Annotated in this window: 20 protein-coding genes; 6 read left to right on the top strand and 14 right to left on the bottom strand. The window is 38.1% G+C overall.

From position 1 onward, the window contains the following. Window positions 1–12 precede the first annotated feature (12 nt). From FTX43_RS04700 to FTX43_RS04655, 10 genes are read right to left on the bottom strand one after another with little or no spacing between them, the layout of a single operon-like run. Window positions 13–1,416, bottom strand: coding sequence for an oxaloacetate decarboxylase subunit alpha (locus tag FTX43_RS04700; protein ID WP_002309870.1), 1,404 nt, complete (start codon window positions 1,414–1,416; stop codon window positions 13–15). Continuing rightward, window positions 1,376–1,957, bottom strand: coding sequence for a citrate lyase holo-[acyl-carrier protein] synthase (gene citX / locus FTX43_RS04695; protein WP_002309871.1), 582 nt, complete (start codon window positions 1,955–1,957; stop codon window positions 1,376–1,378). Before citX ends, FTX43_RS04700 begins: the two co-directional genes overlap by 41 nt. Then, window positions 1,950–3,482 (bottom strand): citrate lyase subunit alpha, encoded by a 1,533-nt coding sequence (gene citF / locus FTX43_RS04690; RefSeq protein ID WP_002320651.1) that lies wholly within the window; start codon window positions 3,480–3,482, stop codon window positions 1,950–1,952. Before citF ends, citX begins: the two co-directional genes overlap by 8 nt. Window positions 3,483–3,487: 5 nt before the next feature. Then, entirely contained in the window at window positions 3,488–4,372 is an 885-nt protein-coding gene (gene citE, locus FTX43_RS04685) for a citrate (pro-3S)-lyase subunit beta (RefSeq protein ID WP_025479416.1), read from the bottom strand. Beyond that, the gene (gene citD, locus FTX43_RS04680) at window positions 4,360–4,668 is read right to left on the bottom strand and encodes a citrate lyase acyl carrier protein (RefSeq protein WP_002309875.1); all 309 of its coding nucleotides are present in this window, start codon (window positions 4,666–4,668) and stop codon (window positions 4,360–4,362) included. The genes citE and citD overlap by 13 nt, the downstream gene beginning before the upstream one ends. Next, entirely contained in the window at window positions 4,631–5,665 is a 1,035-nt protein-coding gene (gene citC, locus FTX43_RS04675; protein WP_002309876.1) for a [citrate (pro-3S)-lyase] ligase, read from the bottom strand. The genes citD and citC overlap by 38 nt, the downstream gene beginning before the upstream one ends. A gap of 12 nt (window positions 5,666–5,677) precedes the next feature. Then, a complete protein-coding gene (locus tag FTX43_RS15120; protein ID WP_002316536.1) occupies window positions 5,678–5,803 on the bottom strand; it encodes an OadG-related small transporter subunit in 126 nt (41 codons plus the stop codon). A 15-nt stretch (window positions 5,804–5,818) separates the two neighbouring features. Continuing rightward, on the bottom strand, window positions 5,819–6,934 hold the full coding sequence (locus tag FTX43_RS04665) for a sodium ion-translocating decarboxylase subunit beta (RefSeq protein ID WP_002344765.1): 1,116 nt from the start codon (window positions 6,932–6,934) through the stop codon (window positions 5,819–5,821). Between the two features lie 30 nt (window positions 6,935–6,964). Then, window positions 6,965–7,363, bottom strand: a complete 399-nt coding sequence (locus FTX43_RS04660) for an acetyl-CoA carboxylase biotin carboxyl carrier protein subunit (RefSeq protein WP_002309879.1) — start codon at window positions 7,361–7,363, stop codon at window positions 6,965–6,967. Between the two features lie 18 nt (window positions 7,364–7,381). Then, a complete protein-coding gene (locus tag FTX43_RS04655; protein ID WP_002312306.1) occupies window positions 7,382–7,714 on the bottom strand; it encodes a hypothetical protein in 333 nt (110 codons plus the stop codon). A 410-nt stretch (window positions 7,715–8,124) separates the two neighbouring features. On the opposite strand from FTX43_RS04655, the gene FTX43_RS04650 reads away from it, so the two are divergent. The 3 genes from FTX43_RS04650 to citG all read left to right on the top strand — a co-directional run bounded on the left by FTX43_RS04650 (window position 8,125) and on the right by citG (window position 11,185). Continuing rightward, window positions 8,125–9,471, top strand: a complete 1,347-nt coding sequence (locus FTX43_RS04650) for a CitMHS family transporter (protein WP_002335107.1) — start codon at window positions 8,125–8,127, stop codon at window positions 9,469–9,471. 138 nt (window positions 9,472–9,609) lie between these two features. Further along, complete coding sequence (locus tag FTX43_RS04645) at window positions 9,610–10,305, top strand: GntR family transcriptional regulator (protein WP_002309882.1); 696 nt, start codon at window positions 9,610–9,612, stop codon at window positions 10,303–10,305. Then, entirely contained in the window at window positions 10,298–11,185 is an 888-nt protein-coding gene (citG, locus tag FTX43_RS04640) for a triphosphoribosyl-dephospho-CoA synthase CitG (RefSeq protein WP_002309884.1), read from the top strand. Before FTX43_RS04645 ends, citG begins: the two co-directional genes overlap by 8 nt. Here the strand turns inward: citG and FTX43_RS04635 are convergent. Next, window positions 11,134–11,868, bottom strand: a complete 735-nt coding sequence (locus FTX43_RS04635) for a response regulator transcription factor (protein ID WP_002312302.1) — start codon at window positions 11,866–11,868, stop codon at window positions 11,134–11,136. The genes citG and FTX43_RS04635 overlap by 52 nt on opposite strands. A gap of 54 nt (window positions 11,869–11,922) precedes the next feature. Here FTX43_RS04635 and FTX43_RS04630 point away from each other — a divergent pair, with 54 nt between their 5' ends. After that, window positions 11,923–13,707, top strand: coding sequence for a sensor histidine kinase (locus FTX43_RS04630; protein WP_104835530.1), 1,785 nt, complete (start codon window positions 11,923–11,925; stop codon window positions 13,705–13,707). Between the two features lie 887 nt (window positions 13,708–14,594). On the opposite strand, the gene FTX43_RS14865 is transcribed toward FTX43_RS04630, so the two are convergent. Together FTX43_RS14865 and FTX43_RS04625 are read right to left on the bottom strand one after the other, a co-directional pair. Beyond that, a complete protein-coding gene (locus FTX43_RS14865) occupies window positions 14,595–14,732 on the bottom strand; it encodes a hypothetical protein (RefSeq protein ID WP_002320647.1) in 138 nt (45 codons plus the stop codon). A gap of 94 nt (window positions 14,733–14,826) precedes the next feature. Continuing rightward, complete coding sequence (locus tag FTX43_RS04625; protein WP_147606802.1) at window positions 14,827–15,405, bottom strand: TMEM175 family protein; 579 nt, start codon at window positions 15,403–15,405, stop codon at window positions 14,827–14,829. Window positions 15,406–15,573: 168 nt separating this feature from the next. Here FTX43_RS04625 and FTX43_RS04620 point away from each other — a divergent pair, with 168 nt between their 5' ends. Continuing rightward, entirely contained in the window at window positions 15,574–15,771 is a 198-nt protein-coding gene (locus tag FTX43_RS04620) for a hypothetical protein (RefSeq protein ID WP_002309889.1), read from the top strand. Between the two features lie 101 nt (window positions 15,772–15,872). Here FTX43_RS04620 and FTX43_RS04615 read toward each other — a convergent pair whose 3' ends face one another. Beyond that, complete coding sequence (locus FTX43_RS04615) at window positions 15,873–16,691, bottom strand: ZIP family metal transporter (RefSeq protein WP_002309890.1); 819 nt, start codon at window positions 16,689–16,691, stop codon at window positions 15,873–15,875. A 164-nt stretch (window positions 16,692–16,855) separates the two neighbouring features. On the opposite strand from FTX43_RS04615, the gene spxB reads away from it, so the two are divergent. After that, window positions 16,856–18,586: a pyruvate oxidase gene (gene spxB, locus FTX43_RS04610; RefSeq protein ID WP_002313922.1), complete on the top strand. Its 1,731-nt coding sequence runs from the start codon at window positions 16,856–16,858 to the stop codon at window positions 18,584–18,586. Window positions 18,587–18,659 lie beyond the last annotated feature (73 nt).

Below are 18,659 nucleotides of genomic sequence, written 5' to 3'. Positions count from 1 at the left end.
TTTTTTATTCAATTATTGATTTTCAAAAAAATCGATTTTCACCTCTACCATTTGGAGTGGGACATCGTAAAATCGATCTTCTCTTCTTCCTAGAAAATCTTTTGCCTGTATTGGAAACAAAGCATACATCAAGACATCTTCCTCAGATTTTGCATAATTTGAAATTTCTTGACGAAAAGCTGGAAGTTGGGGCTCAATGAAATCTGCTGGACGAACGGTGATTACATTCTCCTCACCAATGATCAATTTTTTTATTTCTTTCTGTATAGGAACTGGTGGATGCCCATATAAGCCTCGTACATAATCTTTGATTTCACTTGGGACAAGCTTGTAGCGTTCGCCGGTAATCACATTCATTAATGCTTGAGTTCCTACCATCTGGGAAAGAGGCGTAACAAGCGGCGGGAATCCTAGATCTGCCCGTACTCTCGGTACCTCTTTCAATACATCTTCATATTTGTCCTGCAGTCCTTGTTCAGTCAATTGACTTAACAGATTGGAAAGCATTCCTCCAGGAACTTGGTAAATTAATGCTTTAGGTTCTGTATCTTTTACTTTTGGATTCAATTGTCCTTCTTCTCTAAATCGATCTCGGATAGGATTGAAATATTCTGCGATTTCTTCTGTTTTTTGTAGATCCAATCCTGTATCGAAGCCCATATCCTCCAAAGCCATCGCTATAGACTCCGTTGCCGGTTGGCTCGTTCCGCCAGCAAATGAAGAAATTGCTGTATCGATAATATCTGCTCCTGCTTCAGCTGTTTTCAAATAAGTCATCTCTGAAATTCCACTAGTTGCATGCGTGTGGATCTCCAAAGGAACATCTACAGCATCTTTGATACGCCTAACTAATTCGTATCCGGTATTGGGGGTCAATACGCCCGCCATGTCTTTGATACAAATAGAATCTGCACCGATTTGAACCATTTCTTTTGCTAATTCAGTAAAATATTCCACCGTATGAACATCACTTGTGGTATATGAGATTGCTGTTTGGCAATGACCACCAGCTTCTTTTGTAGCACTAATCGCCGTTTGCAGGTTTCTCGTATCATTTAATGCATCAAACACTCTTATGATATCAATCCCGTTTTGGATTGACTTTTCGACAAAAGATCGTACCACGTCATCTGCATAATTTTTATAGCCTAATAAATTTTGTCCGCGCAAAAGCATCTGCAATTTTGTGTTTTTTACTTCTTTTCGGATACTTCTCAATCTTTCCCAAGGATCTTCATTCAAAAACCGTATACAAGAATCAAATGTTGCTCCTCCCCATACTTCCAAGGCAGAATAACCGGCTTGATCCATTGTATGCAAGATTGGTAGCATATCTTTTGTTGGCATACGTGTAGCAATCAAACTTTGCTGTCCATCACGTAAGACTGTTTCCATCAATCGGATTTTTTTTGCCATTATTTTTTCCCCTCCCCTTTGCTGTAATTAGCAGAATCGCTTCCTGCATTTCTTTCATACTATGTTTTCGTGAACGTCCACATACTTTTGCTTGCTCCTGACAGAGATAACAAGTTCTTGGGGGATGACCTAAACTGCTTCTGCTGATTGGGTTCGGCTGCCCGTCAACTAAACACAAAATATCTAGATCAACCAGACGCCCAAACGGATGTCTTTCTTCGATTTCTAACATGGTCTCCTTCGCTTCCTTTTCAGGCATTGAAAGTAGCAAATAATATTCTGGTCCAGTGACTTCTTTTCGATATAAACGAAGGATGGCATGTAAAGCTATCGCATCTTCTACAACTTCAATGATCTGTTCAAATAGTTCTGCTAATCCTACAGAGTATTTGACAGGCCCAGGTATATTCAACGTTGCACAAAGCAAAACAGTATTTTCTTTCATCGATAACATTTCTTTTTGGATTTCTGCTCGTTTCGTACGTGCTGTAAGCATTTGCTCCAAACCAACAGTTGTTCCTTGGAATAATTGATTACACATTTTTTACCACATCGATAATCGTCCCATCTCTATATTCGACCAAAGCAACAATCTTTTCGCCATAATTGATCGGTTCTGGTGTCCCTACGATCCCATATGCTTTTTCTTTCAGTTCAGTAATCGTAAATTGTGGGATATCTATTTGTTTAAAGTGTTGGATCAGATCTTTCCGCTTAGGATTGATAGCAATCCCAAATTCCGTAACAACCACATCAATACTCGAACCAGGTGTTACTACAGTATTGACTTTATCTACAATTGTCGGAATCCGTCCTCGTACAAGTGGCGCAATTACTAAACTCATTTGGCAAGCCATACTAGTATCAGGATGTCCTCCTGCTGCGCCTCGAATCACCCCATCTGATCCAGTAATGACATTGACATGATAATCCGTATCAATTTCTAAAGCAGAAAGGATAGCTGTGTCTAGCTGATTGATAAATGATCCTTTGCTCAAAGGAGACGCGTACATATTGGCATCAATCTCATAATGATGTCTGTTTTCTCCCAGTGAACAAGCAGAAGGATGATCAAAATCTTGGACATCAATGATTTTTTCTACTAATCCTTCTTGCAATAGATCGACCATCGCTTTCGTGATACCGCCAAGAGCAAAGCTTGCTTTAATCCCGTCTTGAAGCATCGATTCACGTAAAAAGCGTGTCACCGATAATGCTGCTCCACCTGTACCTGTCTGAAAAGAAAAACCTTCATGATAATAAGGAGACTGAGTGATTACTTTAGCCGCATATTCTGCGATTAGTAACTCTTTTGGATTTTTAGTGAATCGTGTAGCCCCTTTAGCAATACCTTCTGGGTCTCCAATCGAATCTATTTCAACAACGAAATCAACATCTGTTTGTGGGATGCTAATAGGTGTATTAGGAAAAGGTACAAGCGTGTCCGTCACAATTACTACTTGATCTGCGTATTTTGCGTCAACCATTGCATAGCCTAAAGAACCACATGTTGCTTTACCAACTGTTCCATTTGCATTTCCATAAACATCTGAACTAGGCGCACCTAAAAACGCAACATCGATAGATAGGTCTCCTGCCGTTATCGCCCTTGCCCTTCCACCATGAGACCGTATAATCACAGGAGCATCCATTATTCCAGAAGAAATTGCTGCCCCAACCTCGTCTCGTAATCCACTAGTTGTAATATGGGTGACGACTCCATTTTTGATATAATCGATCAAAGGTTCATGAATATTGGCAATCGAGCTAGGCGCAATCGTTAAATCTTTGATACCCATCGCTGAAATTTCTGCCAAAACCTTGTTCATGACTTGATCTCCTTCGCGAAAATGATGGTGGAATGAAATCGTCATACCGTCTTTCAAGCCTGTTCGCTCAATTGCTTCGCGTAAATTGCTTAACAATTTTGTTTCACGTGGTGTTTTTGGTTTAATGTTGCGACTGGCTTCTTTATACGAATTGATGTGCGCAAGTTCACCTTCGAAAATACCGTAATGTTCAGCATATTCTTTTGGTATCTCTCTACCTGCTTGATTCAAAACCATTTTCATCACTCCTCTTCACTTAGTAGATTGGTAGCTTTTGCAAGTGCAATCACCCGCTCAGCACGCTCCACGATTGGTTTATCGATCATTTTTCCATTCAAAGAAATAACGCCAGAACCTCTGGAATCTGCCTCTTCAATTGCCCAAATAACTTCTTTTGCATGTTGGATATCTGCTTTAGTTGGTGCATAGATTTCGTGTACGACAGGGATTTGGCGAGGATTGATCACTGATTTACCATCAAAGCCTAGTTGTTTGATAAGCGCCGTCTCCGCTTGAAATCCAGCCATGTTTTCTACATCTGAATAAACCGTATCGATAGCGGCTATACCAGCAGTACGTGCAGCGTGCAAAATCATGCTCCGAGCAAAGAACAATTCTTGTCCATCAGGGTAACGTTTTGTTTTCATATTCGTCACATAGTCTTCGGCTCCTAAAGCAATACCAACTATTCGTGGAGATGCTTGTGCGATTTCCCGTGAATTCAGCACACCTTCTGCTGATTCAATAGCAGCCATCATTTTAGTCGTGCCGACTGTACAGCCGAATATTTCCTCTGCTTTGGTAATCACTTTATCCACTGCAATGATCTCTTGAGCTGTTTCTGTTTTAGGCAACCTAATAACATCCACACCGGCTGAGACAACAGCTTTGATATCTTCTTCACCACTTTGTTCCGAAGCATTGATTCTGACAACTGTTTCTACATTACCGTAATCTATAGTTTTTAAAGCAAAATGCACAAGGGTACGAGCAGCATCTTTTTCTTTCAGCGATACAGCATCTTCCAAATCAAACATGATGGAATCAGCACCATATAATGGGGCATCCCTCAACATAGCAGCATTTGCACCAGGAACAAACATCATCGTTCTTCTCAATTTTTCCATTTGTCGATTTCACCCCAATCATAAGCGTCTTTCTCGGCAGCCCGATAAACGGCAGTAATCAGTCGAGCAATAATCGTACAATCTAATGCTCCTTTGTCGATTGCTGTTACTTTTGCTGAAGTTACCTTTAAATGAGTCAGTGTTTCTGTTATTACTTGTCGAATCTGCTTGCCAAACTGTTTCTCTACACTACTGTCTAAAGAAATGCTAAGTGTCTCTTTTTCATTTGGTTCGATCGTTATCAAAATATCGCTGGATTCAACGGTACCAGCAGCTGCAACTTGTTTTATTTCCACATGTCATCACTCCTTTTTGATGTAAGTATTCAAGCGTAGTCTCAGGTAGGAATTTCATTAGTTTTTGTTCATTTCGTTCTTTTATTGCTTGCCGTGCTTTAGTCGCACTGATGGTTTCGCCGTTACAGCTCAAACGAGGAAGAATAATAAGAGAAATGTCCGAATCAAAAACTTCTTTCATGGTTTGATTATAAAGATTCGTGACCTCTGAAAAAGGTTCTTCCCCTACAAAGCGTTTATTGATGTGTAAAATTGGTGCTATTTTTTCTTTGAAAAGCTGTGAATCAAAAGTTGCTTGTATACGAGCTTGTTCGATTGGTGCTTTTTCCTTTAAAAAATATGCAGGAAACACCGCAGCAGATATAAGATAATCATTTGTTGGCAGTACACTGACGTTTTTAAGATGGGCTACACCTCTTTTGACCATTTCAAAACGATCAGCCGCTGAAAACATTGATTCTTCTGCGGATAAAACAAAGAGATACACATATTCACTTTCTTTTGCAGCAGATTCGACTAAATATTGGTGTCCTTTCGTAAATGGGTTTGCATTTATGACGATCCCGCTAGCACTTTCTGCCTTCTTAGACTGTTTCAGTAGTGCTTTGTATTCATTGAAATTCGGTGCTCCTAACTCCATAAAAGCGACTTCTCTCGTTGAAAAGACTTCTTTAAAACCTAACGATCGGAACACTCTTTGATTTTCCAATTTAGTATAAATAAAATAATGCAACTTGCCTTCTTCTCTAAGCTTCTCGATTAAATGGTTGATGATCCGAATCAGAAGTTTTTCCGACTGATATTTTTTACAGACAGCAATGTATTTAATGACCTGCCCTTCATAAGACCCTGAGGCAATCAACTGATCACCATCATAAATACCAACTGTATAATCTGGACACTCGTTTCCACTCAACCCTACAGTATGCAACAATTCCTGCCACTTAATCATTGTTTGATGTTCTTTAGATAGCCAAAGCTGTTTAAGTACGTACATAAAAGCCCTTCTTTATTTTTTTATCGGAAATGTCTTGGTCAGCAGTAAAGAAGCTAAATAAATAATCAAAATCACTACGAATACGCCGCCCCAGCCAAACAATAGTAATTCGAATGCCTTATATAAATCTTCTGTCATTTTTATTCCTCCTTTTTATGTGAGCAGTGCCAAAAGCAGTCCACCTGCGATAACGGAAGCAATCTGACCTGAAACATTCGCTCCAGCTGCATGCATCAAAATAAAATTCTGCGGATCTTCATCTGTTGCCATCTTCTGTATGACTCGACTAGACATTGGAAAAGCAGAGATCCCAGCTGCACCAATCATTGGATTCACTTTTTCTTTGCGGAATAGATTCAGCAGTTTTGCGAATAGCACTCCACCGACAGAATCCATGATAAAGGCTACTAGCCCTAGACCGATCACTATCAATGTATCGACTTTCAAAAATTCTTCGTACTGCATCTTGACAGAAATCGACAGACCTAACAAAATACTGATGATATTCACTAATTCGTTTTGTGCTGTAATAGATAATCGATCCAACACGCCACATTCTCTCAACAAATTCCCAAACATCAAGAAACCCACAAGAGGTAAAGACACAGGTGCAATAAGCCCAGCTACGACCGAAATCACTACAGGAAACAATATCTTAGCTGTTTGAGAAACTTCGCCTGCACGGTAGCTCATACGGATTTGACGTTCTTTTTTGGTCGTTACTGCTTTGATGGCGACTGGTTGGATGATTGGAACTAGTGCCATATACGAATAAGCAGCAACCATAATCGCTCCCATATATTTTGAATTCAGCGTATTCGCTACAAAAATAGATGTTGGCCCGTCTGCGGCTCCGATAATCCCAATCGAGGCTGCGTCATTTAAATCAAATCCTAATAAGACGGCCGCGATTACCGTAAAGAAAATCCCGAATTGAGCTGCTGCCCCAAACAACAGCAAAAACGGATTTTGCAATAACGGCCCAAAATCGATCATCGCGCCAATCCCAATAAATAAAAGTAAAGGAAATAATTCTGTGCTGATCCCCATTTCAAATAAAACTTGAAACGGCCCCGCTTCTCCGCCCGCACTAAGTACCCCTGAATTGGGAAAATTGACCAAAATCGTACCTAGCCCCATAGGCACAAGTAAGGTTGGTTCATATTCCTTTTTTATTCCTAGATACATCAGTATGCCACCGATGATCATCATAACTAAGCGTCCAGGTTCCGTTGCGATCCCAGTTACACCTTCAATCAATGTCTCCATAAACTTCACTTCCTCTTTTTAAATTAACGATCACGAAACCGTAATCAATGCATCACCAGGATTGACCATATCCCCCGCAGTAACATGGATAGCAGCTACTGTTCCAGCTTTTCCAGCTACAATTTCATTCTCCATTTTCATGGCTTCTAAAATCATCAATGGCTGATTCTCCTGAACAGCTTCCCCATTGTCAACAAGTATTCTTAAGATCGTGCCAGGCATCGGAGCAGTGATGGCATCATCTGTTCCTTGAGCTATCGGCGTAAGGGGTGCTGTCTCTCTTTTTAACGGTGTTTCCTCTTCTTGACTTATTGGCTTCTGAACAACAGATTGGCTAGGCATAGACAGTTGTTGAGGAGTGCCGCCAATCTCTTCCATTTCTACTAAATACTCTTTTCCATCAATCGTTAATTTGAATTTACGTAGCATTTTTTCGACCTCCAATAATTATTTCTCTTTTTTTCTCATAATTTTTCTTACAATGAATTGCGATTTTTCTTTTTCTCCTGCTACGATACTTGTCGCAATCATGGAGACAAGTACAGCTTCAGGATTGCGTTCTTGGATACTTCTGACTACGAATCGGCTTTTTGGCTGATCGTTGGCAACAATAGCAGCAGAGATTACACTCACTATCTCGTTATTTTCGGAACTTGTGGGAATATATTCTGGAACCGCTTCCCATTCATCTGAAAATAAAGCTTCGTTTGATGGATGTTTTGTGTGAAATTCTTCTTTTTGCTGCTTTTCTTTTTTGAACAAGTTTTTCAAAAAGTTCAAGCCCTTTCTCCTTTCTCCGTTATTCGACTCATTTCCATTATAAAAATAACTAAAAAATCAGCTAGCATTATTTTATGTTTGAATTGTTTTTTCGCTGTTCCTTTTTTTCAAAAAATAAATAAAACTCTTTAAAACGTTGGTATATAAGTATTTTATTCGAATTAATATTTCGTTAAGAACTTATTAAGCTAAAGCTAAGAAATAAGTTTAGGAATTGTTTTTTCTCTGTTCTTTTTCATCATTCATCTTTTCACTGTATTTCATATTGATTATTCTTAACCACGTTAAGCAATGAATTGATAAAAAACAAAAAGGAGGCGTGAGGTGGCTCAAGAGCCAAATGTATTTATTTTTTTACAGCAACATGTCAACGCTTACATTTATTTTAGAATTAGAGAGGAAGAACTATCATGATACTTACAATTTTATCTTATGCAATGATTATCGTGTTTATGTTTGTCATTATGAAAAAGAAAATGTCACCATTTACAGCGTTAGTTATTATCCCACTTTGTTTTACAATTATCGCGATGCTAGCTGGTGTAGCCGATAAAGGAAATATCGGCGATTTTGTCTTAGAAGGTGTAGCTACTACAGCAAATACAGGGATTATGCTACTTTTTGCTATTTTATACTTTTCAATTATGTTAGACGCAGGTTTATTTGACCCGATTACAAGGAAAATGATCTATTTTGCTAAGGGAGATCCAATGAAAGTCCTAGTGGCGACTGCAGTCGTTGCAGCAGCAGTATCACTAAACGGGGATGGAACGACAACTACATTGATTTGTTGCTCTGCGTTCATCCCAATCTATAAAAAACTAAAGATGAAAATGATGAATCTTGGTGTGCTGATCATCCTTCAAAACACTATCATGAATCTGCTTCCTTGGGGTGGACCAACTGCTCGTGCAATGGCAGTTCTAGAAGTTGATGCGGATATCTTGACTTATTTGCTCCCAGGAATGTTTCTCTCATTGCTTTATGTCATCTTATTTGTTGCTCGTCGTATGGGAAAACAAGAGCGGGCGAGGCTTGGAATCACTGAGTTGACAGATGCAGAAATCAAAGAAATGACAACTGTTTCTGATCCAGATATGCTAAAGATTCGTTGTCCACAAAATTTTTTATTCAATGCTGCATTGACGATTCTTCTCATCGGCTGGTTAGTTGCCAGTTCTTTCATCTCAAGTATTGCTCTTCCACCTATCCTTTTGTTTTTAGTAGGAACATGTATTGCTTTGATGGTCAATTACCCAGTATTGAAAGAGCAATCAGAACGAATCGGCGCAAATGGTGGCGATGCTGTTCAAGTAGTCATCCTTGTTTTTGCCGCAGGAATCTTCATGGGCTTATTCCAAGGTTCCGGTATGGCCACCGCTTTAGCTAATAGTTTCACGCACCTTATTCCTCAGCAGCTTGCTGGGTTTTGGGGATTGGTCATTGCTTTGATCTCTGCACCAGGAACATTTTTTATTTCAAATGATGGTTTCTATTTTGGTGTTTTACCAGTCTTAGCAGAAGCAGGTCGTGCTTATGGATTTACTAATATGCAGATGGCTCTTGCCTCCTTATTAGGACAGGCTTTTCATTTACTGAGTCCGCTAGTCGCATTTATTTATCTACTTTTGCGCCTGACAGGTTTAGATATGGGACAATGGCAAAAAGAAGCGGCAAAGTATGCATTAGGGATCTTCATCATTTTCGTCGTTACGATCATTCTTTTAGGACATATGCCGCTTTACATTCCTCAATAAATAACCATAAAAAAATTAATTCGAAAATTTGTTTTTATATATAATTGTTTTTTGTTATTTTTTTCGTTATGATTCCTTTAGTTGCTTGATTATTTGATTTTTAGAATCCAATTCAGATAGTCAGAAAGGAGTTGGCAAATGAGCTCGATTATTGATGCAGTCAAAAAAAATCTTGATTTTTCACAAAATAAGACCTTGAAAATCTTACTTTACGAAGCGTTTCGAAAAACGATTATTTTAGGAGAAATTCCTGCTGGTACGCGAATCAACGAAAAAGAATTTTCTGAGATCTTGAATATCAGCCGTACCCCGATCCGTTATGCGCTAAAGCAATTAACTACAGAAAAATTAGTCACATATGTTCCTAAAATCGGTGTCGTAGTAAAAGGAATAAGTACGAAAGATGCTCATGAAATCTACGATATTCGAAAATCGCTTGATACACTCGCCGCAATTAAAGCTATGGATCAAATGACAACTGACGATTTTAAAAAAATGAAAGCGCTGTTGATATATGGGGAGAAATTAAATAGAGAAGATCGAGTAGATGAATTACTACAAAATTTCTCCGATTTCAATGCATTTATTTATGAAAAGAGCCAAATGCTTCGGCTAAAAGGAATTGTATTAGAATTGCAATCTTACCTTATCTACTTTCGTGATATTGCCATTCGTTCCTCTAAACGTAGAAATACAGCCCTGGAGGAACATTGGCTTATCTATCGAGGAATGAAAACAAAAAACAAAGAGCAACTCACTTTATTGATCCATGAACATTTAGATCACTCGCTAAAATTCATTCTAGAAGAAATGGAGCGGCAAAAAATTGACTAATCCTTTATTAAAGACCATCAGTAGTTATGCAGAAAAGGCTTTGCTATACGAAGTCTCACTTACTCCAAAACCCGGACTGGTCGATCGCTACTCGAATGGTGCTCATCACGATATGGATTTTTATACTTTTCTCGACAGTATCGTCAGTTTAGCCCCCTTTTTTTATCAATATGCAGAGGCTGGTTATAATCATAAAGGAGATGCTCCTTTACTTTTTGAACAGTTACGAAAGATTGGAAAAAAAGCAGAAAAAGCAATGCTACACGCAACAAATGGTATAAATACACATAAGGGTGCTAATTTCTCTTTTGCGATTCTTCTAGGTGCTACAGGGCTATATATCAAAAAAGGTGCTACCCTTCCCTTTACAAAGAAAGATACTGAGTCTGTCCTTCAAATAGCAAAGCAGATCGTCTCCGGAATAGTAGAAAAAGATTTTCAGCACCTCTCATGTAAAGATAAAGAATCATTGACTTATGGAGAAAAACTTTATCTCGAACACGGCAGTACCGGAATCCGAGGCGAAGCAGCAAGCGGCTACCCTACACTAAATAAGCTGTTAGATTTTTTACGGCAGCATACGCAGAACAACCAAGAGATAAAATACTTATATGCATTGATTTTTTTGATGAGTGAGACACAAGACAGCAATTTGCTCCATCGTGGCGGCTTTGAAGCTTTAAAGCAAGTACAAGCTGAAAGCAGCTATCTGTTCAAAAAAAATTTATCAGCGCAAGCATTTATCCATGAACTGACAATTTATGACCTCCATTTGACCAAACGGCATTTAAGCCCCGGCGGTTCTGCTGATCTACTTGCTTTAAGTATTTATTTTTCATTTTTAGAACATTCCTTGTCTCCATCAGGCAAGAATGTATAGCCGATCCCCCAAATCGTTTTTAAATACTTTGCGTTTTTGGGGTCGGCTTCGATTTTATTTCTTAAATGATTGATAAAAACCATGATCGTATTGGCATCAAAATGCTCATCATTCCAAACACTGCGATAAATTTGTTCTTTGGAAAAGACCTGATCTGGATTTTCCATGAAAAAACGGATCAACTGAAGTTCTTTAGATGATAATTTGATCAGACAATCTTTTTTAAACAATTGATAACGTATTGGGTCAAATCGAAAATCTCCGGCTTTGATCTCTCCTTTTATAGGATGGGCAGACTGGTTGCGAATCGCTTTATTACGATCTAAAGCTGCTGTCACTTGTGCGCGTAAAAGATCTAAAGAAAAAGGCTTAGTCAAATATTGATCTGCTCCTACTTCTAAACCGGTAATCATCGCCTCTTCGCTTTTCTTACCACTTAGAAAAAGTAATGGAACGGCTGGATCTTCTTCTCGGATCAATTGCGCTAAATGATATCCGTCGTTTTCATAATCAAGGCTGATATCAAGTAAAAAAAGATCAAATGTCACACGTGACATGATTTCAATCGTCTTTTCTACTGAGTCGCTTTGATAAACTAAAATGCCTGTAGATTGTAGAGACTTCCAAATCAGTCTCCGAATCGCCGGCTCATCGTCTACAACTAAAATTTTTTCATTTCGCACAAAAACTCCTCCTCTATTTTTATTTGATAGATTAGCAACAGAAAGGAACGAACAATGAAAAAACCTACAAACAAAGGTCTCTATGCTCCCATCGCACTGATCCTGCTGCTGACGATCAGCGGAATTATTTTTACACTTGCCAGTTTTCATACTTCACAAGAAAAAGCTGTAAAATCTGCAGAAGTGCAATTAGCTCAAATCAATCATTCTGCTATTGAATTGATCAAAGAAAAGATTTTTTCTTATCAATGCTTACTGGACAAGTACAGCGGACAAATAAAAAACGAGGAACTTGCTTCTGATTTATCTGATGTCTCTATATCTAAAAATCAAAAAGCTGCAATCGGTATTTTCCTTTTCTCTTCTAATGGTCAACTTATTCACCAATATAAATTTCAGAGTGCCTTTACTGATATACCAAAAACCCTAACAGCTGATCCTTTGTTTTCAACAGCTTTGTCAGAGAATACTATTGAAAATGGTGATGTGTATTTCCATCAACATCACGCTTACATAAATTTATACCAGCAAGTTTCTCTCGCCTCTAAAAAACAAGTTCTACTCGTCATGCCGCTTGATTTACAACAGATTTATCAGACCAATATTTCAAAAGATTCTGCAGTCATCGGCTATACAATGGTCAAAAATGCAGAAATGAAGATCATCATGCATCCTTCTCAGGAACAGATTGGCTTAACAGTGGTAGATGATCGAAAAGAAAAATTCCCAACTTTTGATTTTGCTAGTTTGGAGCAGCTAGAAAAAGAACAACTGAAACATAAAAAAGGCAGCCTGACCTACTATTCATACTGGTGGACAAAAAAACATCCTAAACAAGTGATAAAGATTTCTTCCTATGAGTGGTTTACAGTTGGTAACGCTCGACTTATCGCTGCTAGCAATGAAGATTATTACGAAAGAAATGGGCTGCTCCTACAGGATAACCTGATTACACTAGGATTGTTAATGTTCTTGCTAGTCATTATTTTTTTGTTAACTGTTTCCATCCGCTATTATGTAAAACGAAATGAAACTTACTTAGAGAATATTCGTCTACAAGAACGACAACTGCTTTTACAAGAAAAATATGAGCTGGAAAAAAGTATCCTTCAAGAATCCAAATTAGAGACAATCGGTTTATTGACTACTACGATCGTTCATGACATGAACAACTTCTTGACACCCATGATCGGTAACTTACAGCTTTTGATAGAAGAACGCCAAGAAGATGAACAATTAACTGAAGATTTAAAAGAAATCTATCAATCTGCAGAAAAAGGACTGCAACTTTCTACCAATGTCTTGCGCTTTTCAAAAGTACATTCAGGGGAACAGTCAGTCCATCAAGTATCAGAAACGGTTCAAGAAGCGATACAAACGATTCGTATTTTACTTCCTAAGACAATCATTCTAGATACTGAACTTTCCGCTAATGGAAGTAGCAGATTTGAAAAAGAAGATCTGCAAATCGTCCTCTATAATTTGATAATGAACGCTTATCAAGCAAAAAACGATGCCCATATACACATCACATCAAAAAAATGCGCGGAACTTTCTAAATGCATGACGGATATCCCTGTTTCGCAACAAGGAAAAAATTGGGTCTTTATCAAAATAGCAGATAATGGACCTGGTATTCCAGAAGAAATACGAGATAAGATATTCACTCCGTTTTTTACAACGAAAACTACAGCTGGAGGAACTGGGCTCGGACTATTTATTGTTGCCTCCCTCGTTCGAAAAAATGATTGGCTTCTTCGAGTTAAAAGCAACAAAGAGGGTACGATTTTCCATTTAGCAATCCCTATTCAAAAAAATAGTATCAACACACTCATATGACTGGAGTAGAATACCTGCTCCAGTTTTCCATATGTTTAAAGGAAACATTGTCTGATAGTTTATAAAGAAACTCTTAGATAGGCTTATTCCTCCTTTCAAGTGTATCATTAAAGCGCTATCACAAAAAGTACAGAAATATATATTTTGTTTACTTTCCCTTTTTATTCGTTAAATTGGTTAGGTTTGCTCTTTTTACTTGAAAAACAAGTATTACCATAAGCCGTTCATAATTTAAGTACGCATTTTAATCAAAAATGATTATTTTTTTAGCTTACATGCTTTAAATCTTAGCATTTTCCTATTCGACACTTAAATCGATTGAGAAATCTTCGCTCTTCTTTATACCCCGTATAGGTATATTAATTTGTTACAAAAAGCTTGTTCTATAAATAATTTTTCTTCTTTTCTATCATTTTTCTCTCTTATGAAGGTATCTTTTTCCTTGATTTCTGCCAGTAGATTTTACCTGATCCTACTTTTTGAAGACATTTCAAAGGAAAAAGCAGCAGTTTTTTAGAAGTAGCAGAGAAATCAAAACAAGTGCATCGTTATTTTTTAACTATTAAATAACAAGTTAAATATAGTCGTTTAGTTATTTTTCACTCCTCTGAATTTACTTTTTTAACCCCATCTGAATTCTCGTTAATATTTATTCATTTCTATTGTATATCCCCTGACAAAAGAAAGCTATATGCCTCCTTTAACTAATCTATTGCTTTTTTAGCTATCATAAAGTTATCCACTGTGGAAAAACTAACGATTTATATTTCAATACACTTTCCTAAAAATAAAAATTTTCCACAAATAAAAACAGGTTTACAACAGAATCATACTGCTGTAAACCTGTTTTTATTAAATAGATAGAATGTTAGCTTACATAAAGATGTTTATTTTTTTATTGCTGCGAATAATGTCAAAAATACCGTGACACTAACTACTGTCCAAGTCAAATGACCTTGATCCAAATAAATAAGCATCGTGACAAAACTAGTAATCAGTCCTACATGAAGTCTTTTTTGATCCATCTGCATCCCTCTTTGAATACTAGTATCACTCGGATATTTGATCGTTTGATTATTTTTTCTATATTTTTCTCTTAAATTTTAAACAAAGATCATTTTACCGATATTGTGATTCGATGGTACGGCTGGGGATGATCCAAGAAGCCAGAATCACGATGTTTGCGATCAGCACGGCTACTGGCGCTACTAAATAGCCTAAGACAATTCCTAAGACATTCAAGCCAATCGATAAGTACGATTTCTTGTAATCATTCAGCATCGCCTTCAATGCTTTCTCGTGACCCTTATTTGCTTTGACAAGTTCTTTTGCCAAGATATAATACGCAATGTTAGCGATCAAGGTAACAAAACCATAAGTCATTTCTGGAGCCAGACTATTGATGTACTCACTGATCCATGAAGTGGCAAATGGAAAAAGTGAAAGCGCAAAAATAAAGAAACTATTCGCCCATAAGACCCGTCCATTTATCTTATGTACAACTTGAAATAAATGATGATGATTGTTCCAATAAATCGCTAAGATGATGAAACTGACAATATAGATAAAAAATCGGTAGCCTAATGCTGCGAGCGCCTCCCACGTATCTCCGTTAGGTTCATGAAGTTCTAAAACTAAAATAGTCATGATAATGGCGATTACAGCATCTGTAAATGCTTCAAGACGATTTTTAGGCATGATATTCTCCTCCTTTTCCGCTCTATTTTAGATGATAAACAAGGGAAAAAGCAATTGTTTGATCATTTAAGCAGATGAAGTAAAAATCAGTCTGCAGTTGGAGGTGTTTTTAGAGAATCCCTGTTATACTTTTTCTATAGTAAAGAATGAACAAGAGGAGGGTTTTGTATGCGTCAAAAAAATATGTTCTTAAATATCTTCATGGTTCTTTTAGTGTTGATTGCCGCTAGCTTTGTCATCAGTCTTTTTGTTAGTGTCGTAAGTGGCCTTTTATGGTTTGCGGTCAAAGTTTTGATTCCAATCGCACTTATCATCTGGCTCGTTCGTTGGATCAAAGGCAATACACATCGAAAAAACTATTATTAATGAATCACATGATCACTCCGTTATGATATAACTTACTTAAAAATAGGGTCGCGACATAAGTTCGCGACCCTATTTGATATATCATATATGAATTTTCCCAATTATCCTAATGCTACATCCAAGATCATCATAATGATAAATCCGCTCATAACACCAAAAACTGCAAAATGACGTTTGCTGGACAGTGTCTGCTGTGCTTCGGGAATCAATTCTTCCACCACGACATAAATCATCGCTCCTGCAGCAAAAGCAAGTGCATAAGGAAGCAGCAGCTCCACTTTCGTTACTAGTAGTGCGCCAATCACCCCAGCGATTGGTTCAACGATTCCAGAAGCTTGTCCGTAAACAAAGGCCTTTTTACGGCTCAGACCTTCTTGTCGCAATGGGATTGATACAGCTGCTCCTTCTGGGAAGTTTTGGATACCAATACCTAGCGCCACCGAAACAGCGGCTAGTATAGCGGCTGTCGGATTATTCGCAGTTGCTGCTGCACCGAATGCTACCCCCACGGCTAAACCTTCAGGAACATTATGCAATGTAATAGAAAAAACAAGCAAGATTGTCCGCTTTAAATGGGTAGGCAATCCTTCTGCTTCATGTTGCGGTCCAAAATGCATATGGGGCAGTGTTTTATCTGCCATATATAAAAACACCCCACCTAAACCAAATCCAATACTTACAACTAGCCAAGCAATATCTCCATTTTCTTCTGCTTTTGTAATTGCTGGATCGAGCAAGGACCAAAAACTTGCAGCAATCATGACACCAGAAGCAAATCCTAACATCAAATTTAGCACTTCTTTTTTGATTTCTTTAAAGAAAAAAACCAATCCGGCACCAAGAGCTGTCATAAAATAAGTAAAAGCTGTCCCAGCAAGTGCTTGCTGCCAAGGATCAAGCCTCAATAGCCATTCAACCATGCCATTCCCCTCTCTTGAATCTATTTATGTACTACTCTAGCATATTCCCAAAAACATGACTACATTTTTGTGAAAAGACGAATTAGTTGGGATTTTCGATAAAAAGTTCTATACTCTAGATACCAAAAATTTATGAATCATCATTGCTAAAGGAGTGAAACACCATGTCAAAAATCAATGCAGGAGTCGCAATGGTAAAAGTTCTTGAAAGCTGGGGCATCGACCATATTTATGGCATTCCCGGAGGATCTTTCAATTCGATTATGGATGCGCTATATCACGAAAAAAACGAAATCAAATATATTCAAGTCCGTCATGAAGAAGTCGGTGCACTAGCAGCCGCCGCAGATGCAAAATTAACCGGGAAAGTTGGCGCTGTCTTCGGCTCTGCAGGACCTGGTGCGACACATTTGATCAATGGTTTGTATGATGCACAGATGGACCATGTACCTCTAGTAGCGTTCTTAGGACAAGTTGCTTCTACATCCATGAACTATAACTCTTTCCAAGAATTAAATGAAAATCCTATTTTCGCAGATGTCAGCGTATACAATCGTACAGTCATGACGCCCCAAAGTCTTCCACATGTCGTAGATGAAGCCATTAAAGCCGCCTATGAGCATAAAGGTGTGGCTATCGTAACTATTCCTGTTGATCTTGGGTTTGAAGAAATTGATGAACAACCTTTCTCTACTGCTCACACTCATAAAACAAGTGTGATATTACCAGAAGAAAAAGATTTGCTGGCTGCTTTGCCTTATCTTGAAAAAGCAAAAAAACCAGTTCTTTATGTTGGTCAAGGAACGCGAAACGGATTTCCGCAAATCAAAGAATTCTCAGAACATTTTTCAGTTCCTATTGTCGCTTCCGTTCTAGCAAAAGGAATTATTCCTGATGATTATGAAAACTTTCTTGGTTTTGCTGGACGTGTCGCTACTAAACCCGGAAATGAAGCATTGGCAGAAGCCGATCTAATCTTATTTGTCGGCAGCGACTTCCCGTTTGGACGTGCATTTTTTAATCCAACTGCTGAATTTATCCAAATCGATATTGATGCGTCAAAATTCGGACGGCGCCATGAAACATCTCTGTCGATTCTCGGTGATGCAAACACAGCTTTGCAAAGACTGGTCGAATTAGGTGATACTCGTCCTGCTGATAGCTGGTACCTAGCAAATCAGGAAAATAAAGTAAAATGGGTAAATTGGTTGAAATCTTTTGAAGATCGTGAGGAAGAACCGATTCGACCAGAGGCTGTCTATAAAGAAATCAATCGGATTGCTGAAGACGATGCGATTTTCGTCACAGATGTCGGTAACACGACTATCCATTCTATTCGCTTATTAAATATGAACGGTAAACAAAAACATACAACCTCTGGATGGTTCGCCACTATGGGTAATGGTGTGCCTGGAGGAATTGCCGCACAACTAAGCTACCCAGAAAAACAAGTATTTACCTTAAGTGGTGATGGCGGATTTGCTATGGTCATGCAAGATATCATTACACAAGTTAAATATCAGCTTCCAATTATCAATGTTGTTTTTTCTAATGATTCTTATGGTTTCATCGAAGCAGAACAAGAAGATACGGAACAAAAGAAATTCGGTGTATTTTTAGAAGATGCAGATTTCGGTAAAGTTGGAGAAGCACTCGGAGCAAAAAGCTTTACAGTCACAGAATACTCGCAACTTCGGTTTGCCTTTGATGCAGCCGCAAAATCAGATCGTCCTGTAGTGATCGATGTGAAAATCAATAACAAGCGCCCATTGCCAGTAGAAGATCTGCATTTAGATCCAAGAAAATATTCTGAAGAAGAAATCCAAGCATTCAAAGAAAAATATGAAGTCCATGATTTGCCAGTATTGAATGAATTATATGAAAAGAGGTTGTAAAAACTGCGCTATGCTTCGAGTAATAAGAACGATGGACAGAAAATAGTTCCTCATATTTTCTAGGACGGCGATC

It is taken from the genome of Enterococcus sp. DA9 (assembly GCF_008000875.1).
Taxonomy (GTDB): Bacteria; Bacillota; Bacilli; order Lactobacillales; family Enterococcaceae; genus Enterococcus_B; species Enterococcus_B lactis.
Note: the sequence above shows the minus strand (reverse complement) of the source record. Positions and strands in the feature narration are given on the sequence as shown.